A 17,605-nucleotide genomic window follows, 5' to 3' on the forward strand; every position below is an offset into this window, starting at 1 on the left:
CCAGCCATTATGCTTCACCTGCACTTTCTTTTGGAAGTTCTTTATCAAAAGCGTCTTTGCTAAATGGGTCCAGAGAAGCATAAGACGTTTCTGCTTCTTGCGCTGGTTGACGCATCACATGTACACTGTAAACGATCATCACAGCTCCCATCAAACAAAAGAGTAGGAAATAAATGATATTTGAGAATAAAAGTGACGCAACCGAAACGTTAGGTGAAACAGATTCTTGAACTGTGAACAAGCCATAAACTGTCCACGGATAACGTCCAAGCTCAGTGACCAACCAACCACAAGTAATTGCAAGAAACGGCACATACATCAGCCAACCATAAACACGCAATTTCCATTTTGTCTCTAAAAGGCTTGGCTTTTTCTTTCGTGTCCAAAAGAGTCCTAAAACAGCTGCCAGTATGCTAAGCATTGACAAACCAGCCATGACACGGAATGTATAGAACAGAGCATTCATAGGTGGTACGAAATTCTTAATATTTTTTACTGCAGCTGGATTAGCTTCTGGGAAAGCTTCCGTGAAATGATTTTCATAATAAGTATTGAGTTGATCAATATCTTTAAGAGGTGTTTTATTTGTAGGTTGATGGAAAGTCAAAATGGATAACATATAAGGGACTTGAACACCGAAAACTTCTTTGTGACTTGCTTCATCGAAGAAAGCAACCAAGCTCCAAGGCGCTGATTCACCTTTTTTCATTCCATTTGTATCTGTAATTCCTTCAGCTGCTGCAAATTTCATTGGTTGAGTTTGTTGAACAAAAAGCATGGATTGGTCACCTGCAAGGAAATTACCTAAAGAACCAATCAAAGCAACAATCAATCCTAAACGAACAACTGGCTTGAAAATATCCACATCACGTTTCTTCAAGAGTTGGAAAGCAGCGATACCTGCGACAACAAAACCACCAACCATGAAGAAAGCTGTCACAACGTGAGAAAATTCCAGGATTGTTTGTCTATTTGTTAATAAAGCACCAAAATTTTGCAACGTTGCGCGTCCACCATGGACTTTATAACCTACTGGATTTTGCATCCAACTGTTGGCAGCAAGAATCCAAAGAGCTGATAAAGTAGAACCAAACCAAGTTAAAAAGATAACCGCCAAATGCAACTTCTTACCTATCCGATCCCAACCAAAGAGCCAAACTCCAAGGAAGGTAGATTCCATGAAGAATGCGAGAAGTGCTTCAACAGCAAGTGGTGCGCCAAAGATATCTCCGACAAAGCGACTATAATCTGACCAGTTCATTCCGAATTGAAATTCTTGAATGATACCTGTAACGACACCAACTGCAAAGCTCAATAGCATAATCGAGCCAAAGAATTTTGTTCGTGCTTTCCATTTTTCATCGTTTGTTTTCACATATATTGCTTCCATGAGGAAAACCATGAAAACCATTCCGACAGAAAGTGGAACGAAGAAAAAGTGAAAGACGGTTGTCATTCCAAACTGAAAGCGTGCGAGATTTACTATTGTAAATATACTTGCTAACGGAAACATAAAACCTCCTATGAGATATTAAAATATTTCTTTTTATCCGATGACCACTCAAAATAATGGTTAAGTTCTAAAAATAAGAGCGTACTACTTAGCCTTCAGACCTTACTAATTGAAATATTTATTGTTTGTTTTAGATTTAGAATTATTAAAAATTTTTAATAATTCTACAAAACTATCCATACTTATTTTACCACTCTGTAAGCGGATAGAAAAGAGATTAAGCTGTCAAAAACTTTAGACATTTTTTTATTACACTTTACAAATAAAAAAGACTTTCCAATTTGGAAAATCTTTTTTCATCTTTCTATTACTAAGTTTAGCGAACATCGCCCATTAATTTCAAAATAGGTTTTTTGATTAGGAACAAAATAATTCCGACTAAAATACCAACAAATCCTACGATAGCAAAGAAGCTTACTTCTGTTGAAGGTTTAAATACTGGAGCAAGCTGTGCATTGATAACTTGTGATGTTGAATCTGCCAAGAACCACATTGCCATCATTTGTGATTGAAATGCCATTGGTGCAAGTTTTGTCGAAACAGACAAACCAACTGGAGAGACAAGAAGTTCACCAGACATTTGTACCGCAAACATTAATACAAGCCAAAGCGCACTGGCACGCCCAGCAGTTCCATTCAACAATCCTGGCAAAGTCATAATAAGATAAGAAATTCCTGTAAGAACAAGTCCTAAACCAAATTTCACGATGGTTGAAGGTTGGCGTTCTCCTAATTTATTCCAAAGTCGAACAAAAATAGGTGACAAAAGAACAATAAAGAGTGGATTTAATAACTGATACCAAGAGGGGTCAATATGCAAACTCAATCCGAACCATGTTGGATTTAAGTTTGTTCGTGATTCTCCCCAAACAGCAATAATTGTTGAACTTTGTTCTTCAATCGCCCAGAAAACAATAGCAGATAAGAATAATGGAATATAGGCTGTTAATTTACGACGTTCATCTGTCTCTACTTTTTTAGAAGTAAACATCATTACAAAGTAGATAATTGGAACAACAATACCAATAATAGATAAAACATTAATAAAATTATTGATGAAATTTTTAGGACTGGCTTGATGAAGTATGAAAAATCCTACAAATGCAACAATAACAACAATTATCAAACCGATAAGAAAATGTTGTTTTGATTTTTGACTCATTGGATTAGATGGTTTGCGTCCAATTTCTGGGAAATGGCGAATACGTCCATACCAATAAGCGAAGAGCGCTACAATCATCCCAATCGCTGCTAATGAGAAACCAAGATGATAATTCACGCCTTGTCCCACAGTCCCTACGATAAGTGGAGCAATCAATGAACCCATATTGATACCAACAACGAAAATATTAAATCCTGTATCGCGTCGTGGGTCTTCTTTTGAATAAAGATGTCCAACCATATTTGAAATATTTGGTTTGAGCATTCCTGTTCCTAAAATAATCAAAAATAATGCTATGAAAAGTGATGTCAATCCAAAAGGTGTTGCTAAAGCAATATGCCCTAAAGTAATTAAAATACCGCCAATAAAGATTGTATTTGAAGCGCCAAGTAAACGGTCAGCAATCCATCCACCAACGATTGTTGAAAGATAAACTAAAGCACCGTATATACTTACAATCGCCATTGCTTGTGCTCTTGGAAGCCCTAAGCCAGCGTTATGACCAGTTGTTAAAGCATAGAGATAATAGACCAGAATGGCACGCATTCCATAATAAGAAAATCGTTCCCAAAATTCTGTTTGAAAAAGCGTGAGCAAACCACGAGGTTGCCCCAAAAATGTTTTTTCGTTTTTGTTTAAGTTATTCATAAGGTATATTATAAAATTTTATATACAGCTTGTCAAATTGTTGTTAATTTTTGATTTTATATATTTCTATTATGAAAATAATGTAATATTTCAAATCGTCTATTTTTTAAGAAAAAAGTATGAATTTTCATTCATACTAAAATATCTTTATATAGTGATTATGCTTATAATTTGAAACTTATATCCACTGAGGATTTCCGTGAAATATCAATGTGATTGAGTTTTTCCTTTAAATCTGCCATAAAATTAAATTCTTGAAGGAAAGTGATTGTTTCAAAATCAATGCTTATATCTTCTTCACTTGGATTGATGAGATATAAAAAGATTTCATCATCTGTATAACGCAAAATTCCTAGAACATTTTCTGTGAAAAAAGTTGAAAATTCGCCATGTTTGAGTGTATTTTCTGAAAGACGTTTTGAAGTCCAATCTTTATAGAGTTGATGCTTTGCTTCCTGAATAGTGTCCCAAGGCATATATTTCCGATTGTTTGGGTCTTTTCCGCCAGTCAATCCTGCTTCATCTCCATAATAAATACAAGGAATACCCGGTAAAGTGAACATCATACCCACTGCAAGTGCGTTATTTTCTTCTCCTACCATTGTGAGAATACGCTCTGTATCATGAGTTCCGAGATTATTGAGATTATTATAGAAAATATCTTTGGGATAATTTTCCGAAAGTGTCATGAGGTTATAAGCAGTATCATGAGCGCTTCTATTGCCGTTGAGATAGTTGATAATCATATCACGAAAAGGATAATTCATCGCACCATGTAGGCTATTTCCTAAGATATAATCTCGACGTTGTCCGTAAGAAATCTTGTTAGACGCATCTTCCCAGACTTCTCCAATAAGCACTTTATCTGGATAATCATTGAGATTTTCTCTGATACCGCGAATAAATGTATCTGGCAATTCATCTGCTACATCTAAACGCCAACCATCAATATTGAATTTATTCCATTTTGTAAGAACGGAATTGTCTTTTGCATAAATAAAATCTCTGAATGATTCATTGTCTTTATCAATCTCTGGAAGGTCTTTAATTCCCCACCATGATTTATAATCAAAAGGATAATTTTCAAATTTGAACCAGTCAAAATAAGGACTATCTGGATTTTTTGCCGCACCGACTTCATCTCCATATTTTCCAGAAATATTGAAATAGCGCGATTCTTTTCCAACGTGGCTGAAAACTCCGTCAAGTATGATGTGCATTTCATTTTCATGAAGCATATCAATCAACTGTTTGAAATCTTCTTCGCTGCCCAACATACTATCTATTTGTAGATAATCGTTAGTGTCATAACGATGATTACTGGTTGCGCTAAAAATTGGATTGAGATAAATAGCATTTATTCCCAAATTTTTGAGATAGGGAATCTTGTCGATAATTCCTTGCAAATTACCACCGAAAAAATCCCAACGTGCAATATTTCCATTTTCATCTTTGACATAAAAAGGTTCGTCTTTTTTGTTGCCATAAATAAATGAATTTGGCTTTGGCGCATTGATTTTCTCGTCAGCATTACCATTGTGAAAACGGTCAGGAAAAATCTGATAAAACACGGACTCACGATACCAATCTGGTGCTGGGTCTTCACTATCAAAAACGGTCACTTGATAAGGCGTGACATCTTGCTCTGCAACATACAAAACACCTTCTCCACCAAGTCCACTACAACCATAAAAATGCTGAACATTTCCCCAGTCAGATGTTTCTGTAATTTCAAAATAATAAAAATAAAGTCCGTGTCCGACATCGAATTTTACGGATGCGCTAAACAGTTCATCACTGATTTTTTGCATATCAAATTCATGGCGCTGCCCAAAATCACGACGAATGATAAATTTGATAGAAACATCAGGACGGTCTGTTTTGAAATTTACTTTCATTATTTCGCCGACTTTGATTGCCCCAAATGGTTGTTTGAGTTCTTTATTCCAAGAATTAAAATAATACATTTACCATCTCATTTCATTTTTCTCTCTATTTGTGAGAATTGATTTATCATGAACAGTACAATTTCTTCTGTTCATGACAAAACTGCTCGCACAAATTTTTTGACAAGTCTGTCAAAAATATTTTGAGCTTATTTCTTTTTGACAGAACTGTCAAAAGTTCAAAAAGAGAAAGTAATTGCTTACTATTCCCCTTTTTTTGATTGGTTTACTGTTTTGGCTTGATATACCAGATATCCTCAGCATATTCACGAACAGTACGGTCTGAACTGAAACGTCCAGAATTTGCAATATTCATCAATGTTGCTTTTGTCCATGCCGTTTTATCACGATAGAGTGTTTCCAAAGATTTTTGAGCACGTACATAGTCTTTGAAATCACGCAGAACAAAATATTCATCGTTGTAAGTTGTCAAACTATCGAAGATTTCAGGACCCTCCATTGAAATATTTGGGATAGTGCCATCAATAAAAGCATCTAAAATACGATGAATGACTGGATTTTGTTCGTAAATATCCCGCGCATTGTAATTATTATTTTTATAATAAGCATAAACTTCATCTTTTGTTAGACCAAATTTGAAGTAATTCCCAGCGCCGACAGCATCGAAAATTTCAATGTTCGCACCATCAAGTGTTCCCATCGTCAATGCACCATTTAACATAAATTTCATGTTTGATGTTCCAGAAGCTTCTTTTGAGGCCAATGAAATCTGTTCCCCAACATTTGCTGCAGGAATAATCACTTCGGCTAAAGAAACATTGTAATTTTCCATGAAGACCACTTTAATGCGGTCTTTCACTTCAGGGTCATTGTTAATCATACCAGCAATCTCATTGATTGCTTTGATAATTGATTTCGCATAGTGATAACCTGGTGCTGCTTTCGCACCAAAGATGAAGACACGTGGTACCATATCCAATTCAGGATTATCTTTAATGTCAAAGTACAATTTCAAAATATGCAAGACATTCAAAAGCTGACGTTTGTAAGCGTGCAGACGTTTCACTTGCACATCAAAAATCGCTTCAGGATTAACAGTGATACCATTGCGTTCCTTAATCAACTCAGCCAAACGTTGTTTATCATCAAACTTCGCAGCATCTAAACGTTCCAAAGTTTCAGTATCATTTTTATAAGCTTCTAAGAGTTTCAAATCATTGAGATTATGACGCCAAGTTTTACCAATCGTCTCATCAATCACTGTTGACAAGCGTTCGTTGGCAATTTGACTCCAGCGACGATCAGCAATCCCATTTGTTTTATTGTTAAAACGTTCAGGATAAATCTCGTAGAAATCATGCAACTCTACATCTTTCAACAAATCTGAGTGCAATTTTGCTACACCATTTGTTGAATGTGAGCCGATAATTGATAGGTTTGCCATATGGATTTGTCCATCTTTGATAATACGTGTGTTATGAACAAGTGTTGCACCAACTTTTGGCAATAATTCTGCTGTACGACGCCGGTCAAGCTCAACAATAATTTGATAAATACGTGGCAACAATGTTTTTACCATATCTTCAGGCCACTTTTCAAGGGCTTCTGAAAGGATGGTATGGTTAGTGTAAGACATAACTTTTACAGTCAAATCCCAAGCACGGTCCCAAGGCACATTGTATTCATCGACCAACAAACGCATAAATTCAGGCACACACAACGCAGGGTGAGTATCATTGATGTGAACCGCAATATATTCAGCAATTTGATTGATTGGTGCTTTGATTGTTGAATGATAATGGCGCATAATACGTTGCAAACCAGCAGAAACAAAGAAATATTCTTGTTTCAAGCGAAGTAAACGTCCATCATAATTGGAATCATCAGGATAGAGTTCTGATGACAACATCGCTGTTTGGCGCATATATTCCAAATTTTGGAATTGCAAATCCAAATCTTTTGGAACTTCTGAGCGCCATAGGCACATATTGTTGACTGTTGTATTTTCATAACCAACCATTGGTGTGTCATAAGGGACAGCAAGTACACGTTCTTGATTTTTATACTGTGGTATTAAATTTCCTTTGCCATCATCTTCAAGCCAGACTTCGCCACCAAAACGCACTTCAATCGCTTTATCTGAGCGACGAACTTCCCAAGGATTCCCATTGTCTAACCATGAATCTGGCAATTCTACTTGATAGCCGTCCACAATCTTCTGTTTGAATAATCCATAACGGTAACGAATACCATTTCCGTTTGCTGGAAGTCCTGTTGAAGCGAGTGAGTCCATGAAACAGCTTGCCAAACGTCCCAAACCACCATTTCCGATAGCCATATCTGGTTCGATAATCGCAATCTCATCAAGGTCAACACCTAAATCTTCAAGACCTTCACGTACTGTTGGTAAAATACCAAGATTAAGCAAATTGCTCTTTAACATCTTGCCCGGCAAAAACTCAATAGAAAAATAATAAGTTTGTTTTTTCTTTGATTCGTCTTTGTATTCATTGTCTGCTTGCCAGATTTTTGAATAATAATTTTTTACAACTGAAGCGAGTGCCGCAAATTTTTCTTGTGGTCCTGCTTTTGTCACATCTGTTGCAAATTTAGTTATCAGCCGTTGTTCAAAATCCTGCTTAAATTGTTTTTTTGATAATTTCAAGAAATACCTCGTTTTTTTATTTGACTTGTTACTCACTTTTTGTTTAATTTTCTTTTAGAAAATGGAATAAAAAACAATAGAGAGAGTATTTTATATATCTCGTTTAATACGAGCATCATTTTGTTAGTAAGTAGGAAACACTAAATACCTACTTTCTTACAATGTCTGCAAATTTTCATTTGCACATGATGATTTTAACATATTTTTATTATTTACGCAATCGCTTGCGTAAATTTTCTATTTGGTTTTCAAAGAGAGACATATAAATCAACATATTGCTGTGCTTTAGATTGCCATGAAAAATCTTCTGTCATTGCTTCCTTGCGCAATTTTTCAAAAGTTTCACTATCATTTTCATAGAGTTCAACCGCACGAATGACTGTATCTCGTAACACTTCGCCTGTAAAATCAACAAATCCAAAACCAGTTCCCGTTTTTGTATTTGGGTTAAATGGTTTAACAGTATCTTTCAATCCACCAATTTCATGAACGATTGGCAATGTCCCATAGCGCATTGCAATCATTTGCGACAGTCCGCAAGGTTCAAAGGCTGATGGCATGAGGAAAAAATCACTTGCTGCATAAATTTCCTGCGCCAGTTGCAAATCAAAAGTGATGTGAGCGACGAGTTTATCTGGATATTTTCCTGCAAAATACTTGAAGCCATTTTCAATATCTGTGTAGCCTGTTCCCAGAAGAACAACTTGTACATCTTGCTGCAAAATCGCATCAAGTTGCGAAAGAGCGATATCAAAACCTTTTTGCGTAGTTAAACGTGACACCATACCAATCAATGGGACATCTGAACGCTGAACAAGTCCCATTCTTTTTTGTAAATTTGCCTTATCTTTGGCTTTACCTGTCAAGTCATCTGCTGTAAAATGATGAGCAATCTGTGAATCAGTTTCTGGGTCGTAAACATCATAGTCAATCCCATTTAAAATCCCAGAAACTTTTCCAGCGACATAACGCAACACATCATCTAATCCGCAGCCAAATGCTTCTGTTTGAATTTCTTGTGCATAGCTTGGTGAGACTGTGTTGACACGGTCAGCGTATAGAATACCTGTTTTTAACATATTGAGCATTCCATTATGCCGGACAACACCTTCAAAATAACGTTCCATTCCCATACCGAATAACTCTGTTAGAGCTGTTCCTTGCATCACACCTTGAAATTCAATATTGTGAATGGTAAGTACTGTTTTAATTTTTTGATAAGCATTTATCCATTGAAACTTTTCTTTTAAAAGAAAAGGAATCATCGCTGTATGAAAATCGTTGACGTGCAGGACATCTGGAATGAAGTCTAACTTTTCCAATATCTGACAAATTGCAAGGTCAAAGAATGCCCAACGCTCGCCATCGTCCTCATAACCATAAAATTCACCACGTCCAAAATAATGTTCATTATCTAGGAAATAATATTTGACACCATCTTTTATCAAACTCTTGACACCAACATATTCACGACGCCAGCCTACGTCAACAAAGTCCCAGAATTCATCTTTTAAAAGTATGCGATGTTCTTCTTTAATCAATCTTGAAAAATATGGCAAAACAACTGCTATTTCCTCTACATCAGATTTTTTTGCCAGCTCTTTTGGGAGAGCACCTGCAACATCGCCAAGTCCACCAGTTTTAAAAAAAGGTGCACATTCACTTGAAGCAAACAAAACTTTCATTCTCTAACCTCCGTGTTTTCTGTAAAAATTTTATTTCTTAGAAAACTCTTTAAACTTCTCTTTTTCTATTTTACACTATTATCACAAAATATGACAGTTCTGTCAAAAATATTCCTATACTTTTGACAAAGCTATCAAAATTTCATTCTTTTTTACATAAAATGGCGCAGAATAATCTACGCCACTTATAATCAGTGACTATCGTTGTATTACATCTTCTGTCACAATTGTTCCTTTTGGAATCACAACTGGCTTCTCTGCTGTTCCAATGACAGATACTCCATTTTCAATCACGACGTGTTTATCAATAATCGCGTATTTAATGTTTGAATTTTCTTTCACTTCTGAATCTGTAAAGAGCAAAGAATTTTCAATGACTGCTCCTTTTTCAACCGTAGAAGCACGAGAAATCAGTGAATTTTTGACTGTTCCTTCAACAACACAACCAGAGCCTAATTGGCTGTTGACAACATTACTTTCTTCAGAGAAAAATGTTGGCACTTCATTTTTAATCTTTGTTAAAACAGGTTGACTGCTATATAAAAGTGAAGTGAAATTTGCTGTGTCAAGCATCATCATATTAGCATCATAAAAGTTTTTGATACTTATTATATTACTCATATAGCCTGTATATTCATAACCATTGACATCAAACTCATTCATGTGAGCGCGCAACAAATGGGCAATCGAATTGATTTGATTGATTTCTTGCATACGATGAAGAAAGTCAATCAGCCAGTCCGTGTTCACAATAAAGATATTGATATTCAGTGCTTCTTTTTCTGCCAAATCTTCTATCTGATTTTTATAGCTATCGTGCATTTTTCCATCTTCATCAAAGCGGATAATTGTATCATAATCATCTGCTAAGTCAGGAGATACTTTTTTATACACAGCTGTTACTTCTTTACCTGATGCTTTATGAATTTTTAGAACTGCATTTAAGTCAACATTACAAATGAATTTACTACCAATCAACACTGTATATGGAGAATTTGCTTTACGGAGAAAATTGATTTGTTGATTGAAATAAGCCAGACCTTTTTCACGTAAACGTTCAAAATCTTGGTAAATATAGATGAAGAAACGATTATTGATACCATCTAAGCCCCATTCACTTCCAGCTCCCAAATGGTCAAATACAGATTGCGTTTCTCCCTCATTAAAAGTCATAAAAACGCTATTGACATGAGCATTTGACAAACATGAAAGCGGAAAATCAATCAAACGGTACTTGCAATCAAAAGGCAAAGTCGCAACTGGACGTTCATCTGTTAAAGGAGACATATTTGGATTTTTAGTGACGCTTGACAAAATCGCACACATTTTATTATTATTGTTCATTTTTATGTTCCCCTTTCACTTCTCCATGTCCGATGACAGCTACTTCACCATCGCCAATGATTTCAACGTTATCTCCGATTTTTGCATTTTCACCGATAATTGCATTTTTAATCGTAACATTTTCGCCGATATAGCTACCACTCATAATAAAGCTATCTTCAATCGTTGTGCCACCTTGTACATGAACATTTTGCGAGAGAATGGAGTGTTTCACTTTGCCATTAACATAACAACCATCGCCAATCAAAGAGTCTTTGACTTCTGCTTGTTCTGTAACAAACTGAGGTGCTGAGATATCATTACGACTGTAAATCCGCCAATTTTTATCCTTGATATCAAGTTCCATATTTAAATCAAGAAATTCCATTGTTGATTGGTGCAAACTATCAATCGTACCAACGTCTTTCCAATAACCTTTGAAACGATAGGCAAAAACATTTTCTCCAGATTCAATATAGGCTGGAATAACGTCACCACCGAAATCTTCCATTGGATTTCCTTTGGCATAACCATTGACAAGGACTTCACGCAGACGTTTCCAGTTAAAGATATAAATTCCCATTGAGGCAAGATTTGATTTTGGTTCTTTGGGTTTTTCTTCAAACTCGATAATTCGGTCACTTTCGTCCGTATTCATGATACCAAAACGGCTGGCTTCTTCGATAGGAACTTCCATTACAGAGACGGTCAAGCTTGCATCGTGTTCCTTATGGCTTTCCAACATAGCTTCATAGTCCATCTTGTAAATATGGTCGCCTGATAAAATCAGGACGTATTCTGGGTCTTGCTGGTCGATATAAGCGATATTTTGGTAAACAGCGTGTGATGTCCCTTCAAACCATTTTGAGCCATCTTGTGAAGAATATGGCTGCAAAATCGTCACTCCTGAATTGACTCCATTTAAACCCCAAGGTGCGCCATTTCCGATGTGTGCATTAAGAACAAGTGGTTGATATTGAGTAATCACACCTACATTTTTTACATTGGAATTTACACAATTTGAAAGTGCAAAATCAATGATACGATAACGTCCGCCAAAAGGTACTGCTGGTTTTGCGATATCTTTTGTCAACTTGCCAAGACGTGTTCCCTGACCGCCTGCAAGAATAAGACCAAGCATTTCGATGCCCATAATAAATCCTCCTTTATTTCTCATTTTTTAATGTTTTTTTAATAATGTAAGTTAATTTTATAATATTTTTCTTAAAAAACTAAATGATATGCGAAACTCGTTCGTAGAGAAAAAATCTTAAACGCTTCTCTTAGAATCTTGGACGAATTGGGATAAGAAATTTGTAAATCCTGTATTATTATTTAAATCTTCAAGGTTGAGATGAAGACGATAGCGCCAGTAATGGAAAGCTTCTGCTGGGATATTGATTTGCTCCTGATGAGGATCTGCGAAACGTAAATCTGGACTCATTCCAAGCCAATCTTGAATTGGTAGAGCAACAATCATTGCATCTGAGTTGAGATGCCGTTTGATAATTTCCTGAACAATTTCAGGTGTTGCTTCCCAAGGAGCTTCACCATACCAGCCCATGATTTCATTGTAATATCGTTGTGTGACTGCACGGTCTTCTTGCCACCAGGCGCGAATATTGCTCGTATCATGGCTTGATGTTGTCACCACGCTCAAATATGGTGCATACTGCAGGCCATTGACAAAGCTATCATCACTTGGCATTCTCTCGATAATGAGACGCAAAATCTCTAGGCGATACATAACATCAGGAACATTATTTGGCACCATTCCCAAATCTTCGCCACAAGCGAGCATATTGGTTGCGTGTTTAATCGCTGGTAATTTCTCATAAGCACGTTCTTTCCAGAAATCATAATTGCGTCCGTAGAAATAATCGTTATAGAGTCGTTCAATCCGCTCTTTGTATTCATTACCAAATTCACGGAAAGAAGTGTTCGTCATCAAAGTAATCCGTGGATGATAGAGATATTCATTTTTACGGTCTTTGACAAAAATAACATTTTCATGTAGTGTGTAAAGTCCGTCACGCATCCAATCTTCTAATCCTGCAGCTTCTACTTTTCTTTGAGTATCAAAGTCTGGCTTGAACTGGTAATTGCCACCACCGACATAGTCAAGGAAACGTTGGATAATATAATCACGATTGTCACGTCCAAGTACTTCATCAATGACCCAATCTTTAATGAATGGCTTTGTGAAACGTTCTGGACTCCATTGACGGAATGGTATGCCATAATTATTTTCGATTTCTTCTGCGGACATCGCAATCGCTGGTGAAAATTGTCCGAGAAGTCCGCGCACACTGCCTGCTGGCATTTCCCAGATACGGAAAAAGCCTAGAATGTGGTCCAATCTATATGCATCAAAATACTCTGACATAGCGGTCATACGGTGTTTCCACCAAGCATAATCATCTTTTGCCATTTCTTCCCAGTTATAAGTTGGGAAGCCCCAGTTTTGTCCATTGACAGCAAAAACATCTGGTGGCGCACCTGCCTGCATATCAAGGTTAAATAAATCTGGATTGACCCAAGCATCTACTGAATCATGCGCAATACCAATCGCAATATCACCTTTTATCGCGACACCTAAACTGTGGCAATAATCGACAGCTTCTTTGAGTTGTGTGTGCAAAAGATATTGTACAAAAATGTGTAAATCAAGAATATCAGCGACTTTCTTATCTTGACTGAGTTTTTCAAAAATATCTTCTGTGTAATTTGCATAAGTTCCCCAGCTTGAAAACTCTGCACTTTTATTTTTGTCGCGCAAATAGCTAAAGCAAGCATATGGAAGCAGCCAATCTTTTCTTTTATTGTAAAAGTTTTGATAGTCTGCTGTTGCTTTGAGCTTTGTAGCTTGCTTGTCATAAATGAGCTTCGCATATTTCCATTTGAAGGCAAGTACTCGCTCATAATCTATCTGCTGTAACGCATTGAGCTGTTCTTCTTCTTCCAAAAGTGCGGTTTGTTGAAGCTTTGTATAATCATCAAGAAAAGCATGAATATCTAAATAAATCGGATGCAAAGCAAAAACTGAAATGGCTCTATAAGGATACGAATCTCGCCAGTCCATAAAAGTTATTGTGTCGTTGATTGGCAGGAGCTGCAAAACGTCCATGTCGCTTTTATGCGCAAAATCAGCTAAAAGTTTCAAATCTGAAAATTGACCTATTCCGCTTGAATTCTTGCTTCTTAGGGCAAAGATGGGGACAGCTATTCCTGTGTGATGGGGATGTGGACCATAAGGTTGAATTGTGAAATCCTCCTCCATTTTTTCCTCCTGTGGTTTTCTTATTTTTCCAAGAAAACGTTTTCTACATTTTTAATTATAACGCTTTCATAGAAAAAATACCACTATTTATTATGAATTACAAAAAATTTTTTTCTTATACAGAAAATAAAAAAAGAACTTCTTTAAGAAGTTCTTTTTTGCTTAATCTTGTTTAATAAAATGAGTGAGAATACCGTTGATGAACTTGCTGGATTTTTCATCACTAAAGTCTTTGGCTAGTTCAATAGCTTCGTTCGTTGCAACAATATCTGGTGTTTCTGTGAAGAGAATTTCATAAGTACCGATGCTTAGAACAAGTTGTTCTACGAGCGTAAGACGATTAAAAGACCAATTTTTTGCAAGATGCTCTGAAATTGTCGCTTCAAGAATTGATTTTTTAGAAAGAATACCGTCAATGACTGTTGTAAAGTAAGTTGGTACTTCACGATTTTCTGCTTCTTCATTATCATAGTTGAGAGCAAAATCTATTGAGTTTTCTAGTATTTTTTCGCTTTCAGCTTGCAATTTTTGCTCTGCTTTGGCTAATTCTTTATGTAACTCATCTGGTAGAGTAAGTGCTGTGAAAATGTCAGAACTATATTTTTCAAGGATACTTTCGTGAATTCTTGAAAATACTTCGAGAAATAGACTGTGTGCTTCTTCATTTGTTGCATTTTTAGGGATTTTACGAAGAAGTTCAAGAACTTTCGGTGCTGTTGCTTCTTCTTCAAATTCAATGCTGAATAGGCGAACAAGATTTAGATTATTAAAAACACCTTGATAGAGCTCGATAGCTTCTTCTTCACGCATTTTTTTTGTGTGACTTCCAAAATCGCGAATAAATAAAAGTGCTTTTGCTACGGCTGTTTTTTCAATATCTTCTACTGACAGAATTTCGTAAATTTCTGATAAGTTTTTCAGTGAAGTGGTGATTGATTTTGGAAAATCACGAATGATAATCCTGTCATCTTGAAAAGCAACGTCGAAACGTGGTGGACGTGTGATAGCTATTTCAAGTTTTTTTACATTTTCTTGAAAATCTTTAACGAGCGTTTCTGACATACTATGTTGAGTAGTATAGGCAAAAAGCGTTTGTACAGCACGTTGCCGTATTTCATGTTGTGTGAGCTTTTTAGGCATCAAAAAATCCCTCATCAAACAAGTCTTCAATGTTTGGCTTTGGTTCTTTTGCCGTTACCACACCGACCACGTGGATATTGACATTATCAACGTCAATTTCAGTGGCTTGAGCGACTGCTTCTTTCACTTCTTTTTGGATTTTGGCAGCCACAGTTGGAATGCTTACACCATAAGCGAGGTAAACATAAATTTCAACGGTGATTTTATCATCTTTTGTGTCAATATATACACCACGTCCTTCAGATTTTTTGCCAAGACTATCTGAAAAACGTTTGTTGCGAAGGGAATAGACGCCTTCAACTTTTGAAGTTGTAATACCAATAATAACTTCAAGAACTTCGGGAGCAATAACGATATCGCCGAGTTCTTCGTTATGTACAGTTTTTTCTGCCATTTTGATTTCCTCTTTATTTTTGGCGGAAAATCATTCTATCAACGGTGACAGAATGATTTTTTCATTTTTTAATTAAGCACGTTTGAGGTATTCGCCTGTTTGTGTGTTAATTTCAAGTTTTGTACCTGTTTCAACGAAATCTGGAACATTGACAACAAGTCCTGTTTCCATTGTTGCGGGTTTTCCTGAGCCTGTTACTGTCGCACCTTTGATTGATGGTTGAGTTTCAGTGACTTCTAGGACAACTGTTGTTGGTAATTGGATACCGATAACTTCTGTTCCGTAGAATTGGATTTTTACTTCTGTGTTTTCAAGGACATAGAGCAATTCATTTTTGACTTGTTCAACTGGGATTTCGTATTGTTCAAATGTTTCATTGTTCATGAAATAAGCTGTGTCGTCCATTTGGTAAAGGTATTGAGCGGCTACTGTTTCAATAACTGCTTGTTCAAATTTGTCTTCTGGACGGTATGTATCATCAAAAGTTGAGCCTGTACGGACATCTTTTAATTTCATACGCATGATTGTATTGCCTTTACCAGGTTTGTGGTGATTTGCTTCCATAACGCGGAGGAGTTTATCTCCATTCAAAAATGTCATACCGGATTTGAGTTCGTGTGCTGCAACCATTATTATTTGTTTCTCCTTAGAAATACTTTAGATTTTGCTTATTAAACATTTTAAATAGACTTCAAAAATTCAATAGCTTTTAACAATTCATTTTATCACAAAAGTTTGATTTTTTCAAATGACAATCAGCTCTTTAGGCGCTTGTGTCAGAACTTCACAGCCATTTTCTGTGATAAGTAAGTCATCTTCAATCCGGACACCACCTAAATCTGGCAGGTAAATTCCTGGTTCGTCAGTGACCAGCATATTTGTTTGCAATTTTTCGGTCATTTTCTGTCCAAAGTAAGGAATTTCATGGATATCAAGTCCAACGCCATGTCCGATACCGTGTGTGAAATATTTTCCAAATCCGGCTTGTTCAATCACATCTCGTGGAATTTTGTCAAAGTCAGCATAAGTTAATCCTGCTTGGGCTTTATCGATCAGTTTCTGATTGGCTTCACGTACGACATGATAAATTTCTGCAATTTTTGGATTGGCTTCGCCGACGAAAATCGTTCGTGTCATGTCGCTGGCATAATGTTCGTAAAAACAGCCGAAATCCATTGTGATTGTGTCACCAAATTCGATGACTTTGTGGCTTGCTACACCGTGCGGAAGACTGCTGCGTTTGCCTGAAGCGACTATTGTGTCAAATGAAGTGCCGCTTGCACCAAATTCGCGCATCTTGAAATCGAGAAAATTGGCGATTTCGATTTCTTCGCGACCTGGTTCGATGAATTTGAGGACATCTAAGAAGGCTTTATCTGTGATTTCGCAGGCTTTGCGGATATTTCTAATCTCATCTTCATCTTTAATTTGTCGAAATTCCATGAGAAAATTGCTTGTGCTAAAAATTTCAATATTGCGTACAATCGTGGAAAGTTGTTTAAAAAACGCATAATCAACGGTTTCTTCAAAAGCGACTGTTTTCAAGTTTTCGTGGGCAATGATTTCTGGCAACTGAGCGAGTGCATCACGTGTTTCAATGATTTCAAAACCACTGATAATTTCTTTTGCCATTGCGCTATATCGGCTGTCGGTCATGAAAATATTGCGGTTTTTCGTGAGAAATATTGTGCCGGCTGTGCCTGAAAATCCTGTCAAATAGTAGATATTTTTCATATCTGTAATAAGGAAACTTTCCAGATTTTCCCGTGCCATTTTGGCTTTGAGATTTTCAATTCTCATTTTTTTCTCCTTTTTTTGTAAGAAAATATTTTTGACAGTTCTGTCAAAAAATCTTGTTGCTTTCAATTTATCACAAAATTTAAAATAT

Annotated in this window: 12 protein-coding genes; all 12 read right to left on the bottom strand. The window is 36.3% G+C overall.

The features are described 5' to 3' along the window. Nucleotides 1-7: 7 nt before the first annotated feature. The 12 genes from KJS36_RS03355 to KJS36_RS03410 all read right to left on the bottom strand — a co-directional run bounded on the left by KJS36_RS03355 (nucleotide 8) and on the right by KJS36_RS03410 (nucleotide 17,517). Nucleotides 8-1,495 (bottom strand): cytochrome ubiquinol oxidase subunit I, encoded by a 1,488-nt coding sequence (locus KJS36_RS03355; RefSeq protein ID WP_213534710.1) that lies wholly within the window; start codon nucleotides 1,493-1,495, stop codon nucleotides 8-10. A 334-nt stretch (nucleotides 1,496-1,829) separates the two neighbouring features. Next, nucleotides 1,830-3,323, bottom strand: coding sequence for a peptide MFS transporter (locus tag KJS36_RS03360; protein WP_213534327.1), 1,494 nt, complete (start codon nucleotides 3,321-3,323; stop codon nucleotides 1,830-1,832). A 164-nt stretch (nucleotides 3,324-3,487) separates the two neighbouring features. Further along, nucleotides 3,488-5,290, bottom strand: a complete 1,803-nt coding sequence (locus KJS36_RS03365) for a glycoside hydrolase family 13 protein (protein WP_213534329.1) — start codon at nucleotides 5,288-5,290, stop codon at nucleotides 3,488-3,490. Between the two features lie 205 nt (nucleotides 5,291-5,495). Continuing rightward, on the bottom strand, nucleotides 5,496-7,895 hold the full coding sequence (locus tag KJS36_RS03370; protein ID WP_213534331.1) for a glycogen/starch/alpha-glucan phosphorylase: 2,400 nt from the start codon (nucleotides 7,893-7,895) through the stop codon (nucleotides 5,496-5,498). A gap of 248 nt (nucleotides 7,896-8,143) precedes the next feature. After that, entirely contained in the window at nucleotides 8,144-9,580 is a 1,437-nt protein-coding gene (gene glgA, locus KJS36_RS03375) for a glycogen synthase GlgA (protein WP_213534333.1), read from the bottom strand. Nucleotides 9,581-9,778: 198 nt separating this feature from the next. Then, nucleotides 9,779-10,924 (bottom strand): glucose-1-phosphate adenylyltransferase subunit GlgD, encoded by a 1,146-nt coding sequence (gene glgD, locus KJS36_RS03380; protein ID WP_213534335.1) that lies wholly within the window; start codon nucleotides 10,922-10,924, stop codon nucleotides 9,779-9,781. Continuing rightward, nucleotides 10,914-12,056 carry a glucose-1-phosphate adenylyltransferase gene (locus tag KJS36_RS03385; protein WP_213534337.1) on the bottom strand — a complete coding sequence of 381 codons (1,143 nt, stop codon included), beginning with the start codon at nucleotides 12,054-12,056 and terminating at the stop codon, nucleotides 10,914-10,916. The genes glgD and KJS36_RS03385 overlap by 11 nt, the downstream gene beginning before the upstream one ends. A 117-nt stretch (nucleotides 12,057-12,173) precedes the next feature. Further along, entirely contained in the window at nucleotides 12,174-14,183 is a 2,010-nt protein-coding gene (locus tag KJS36_RS03390) for a 4-alpha-glucanotransferase (protein ID WP_213534339.1), read from the bottom strand. Nucleotides 14,184-14,345: 162 nt separating this feature from the next. Continuing rightward, nucleotides 14,346-15,323 (bottom strand): transcription antitermination factor NusB, encoded by a 978-nt coding sequence (gene nusB / locus KJS36_RS03395; protein ID WP_213534341.1) that lies wholly within the window; start codon nucleotides 15,321-15,323, stop codon nucleotides 14,346-14,348. Then, on the bottom strand, nucleotides 15,316-15,717 hold the full coding sequence (locus tag KJS36_RS03400) for an Asp23/Gls24 family envelope stress response protein (RefSeq protein ID WP_213534343.1): 402 nt from the start codon (nucleotides 15,715-15,717) through the stop codon (nucleotides 15,316-15,318). Before KJS36_RS03400 ends, nusB begins: the two co-directional genes overlap by 8 nt. A 72-nt stretch (nucleotides 15,718-15,789) precedes the next feature. Then, nucleotides 15,790-16,347, bottom strand: a complete 558-nt coding sequence (gene efp / locus KJS36_RS03405) for an elongation factor P (RefSeq protein WP_213534345.1) — start codon at nucleotides 16,345-16,347, stop codon at nucleotides 15,790-15,792. A 114-nt stretch (nucleotides 16,348-16,461) separates the two neighbouring features. Beyond that, a complete protein-coding gene (locus tag KJS36_RS03410; protein ID WP_213534347.1) occupies nucleotides 16,462-17,517 on the bottom strand; it encodes a M24 family metallopeptidase in 1,056 nt (351 codons plus the stop codon). Between the last annotated feature and the right edge of the window lie 88 nt (nucleotides 17,518-17,605).

It is taken from the genome of Lactococcus nasutitermitis, assembly GCF_018403765.1.
Taxonomy (GTDB): domain Bacteria; phylum Bacillota; class Bacilli; order Lactobacillales; family Streptococcaceae; genus Lactococcus; species Lactococcus nasutitermitis.

Bases quoted from the DNA above. Each gene is read 5' to 3' on its own strand.
- KJS36_RS03360 (WP_213534327.1), bottom strand. From the start codon at position 3,323: ATGAATAACTTAAACAAAAACGAAAAAACATTTTTGGGGCAACCTCGT.
- KJS36_RS03365 (WP_213534329.1), bottom strand. From the start codon at position 5,290: ATGTATTATTTTAATTCTTGGAATAAAGAACTCAAACAACCATTTGGG.
- glgA (WP_213534333.1), bottom strand. From the start codon at position 9,580: ATGAAAGTTTTGTTTGCTTCAAGTGAATGTGCACCTTTTTTTAAAACT.
- glgD (WP_213534335.1), bottom strand. From the start codon at position 10,924: ATGAACAATAATAATAAAATGTGTGCGATTTTGTCAAGCGTCACTAAA.
- KJS36_RS03385 (WP_213534337.1), bottom strand. From the start codon at position 12,056: ATGGGCATCGAAATGCTTGGTCTTATTCTTGCAGGCGGTCAGGGAACA.
- KJS36_RS03390 (WP_213534339.1), bottom strand. From the start codon at position 14,183: ATGGAGGAGGATTTCACAATTCAACCTTATGGTCCACATCCCCATCAC.
- nusB (WP_213534341.1), bottom strand. From the start codon at position 15,323: ATGCCTAAAAAGCTCACACAACATGAAATACGGCAACGTGCTGTACAA.
- KJS36_RS03400 (WP_213534343.1), bottom strand. From the start codon at position 15,717: ATGGCAGAAAAAACTGTACATAACGAAGAACTCGGCGATATCGTTATT.
- efp (WP_213534345.1), bottom strand. From the start codon at position 16,347: ATGGTTGCAGCACACGAACTCAAATCCGGTATGACATTTTTGAATGGA.
- KJS36_RS03410 (WP_213534347.1), bottom strand. From the start codon at position 17,517: ATGAGAATTGAAAATCTCAAAGCCAAAATGGCACGGGAAAATCTGGAA.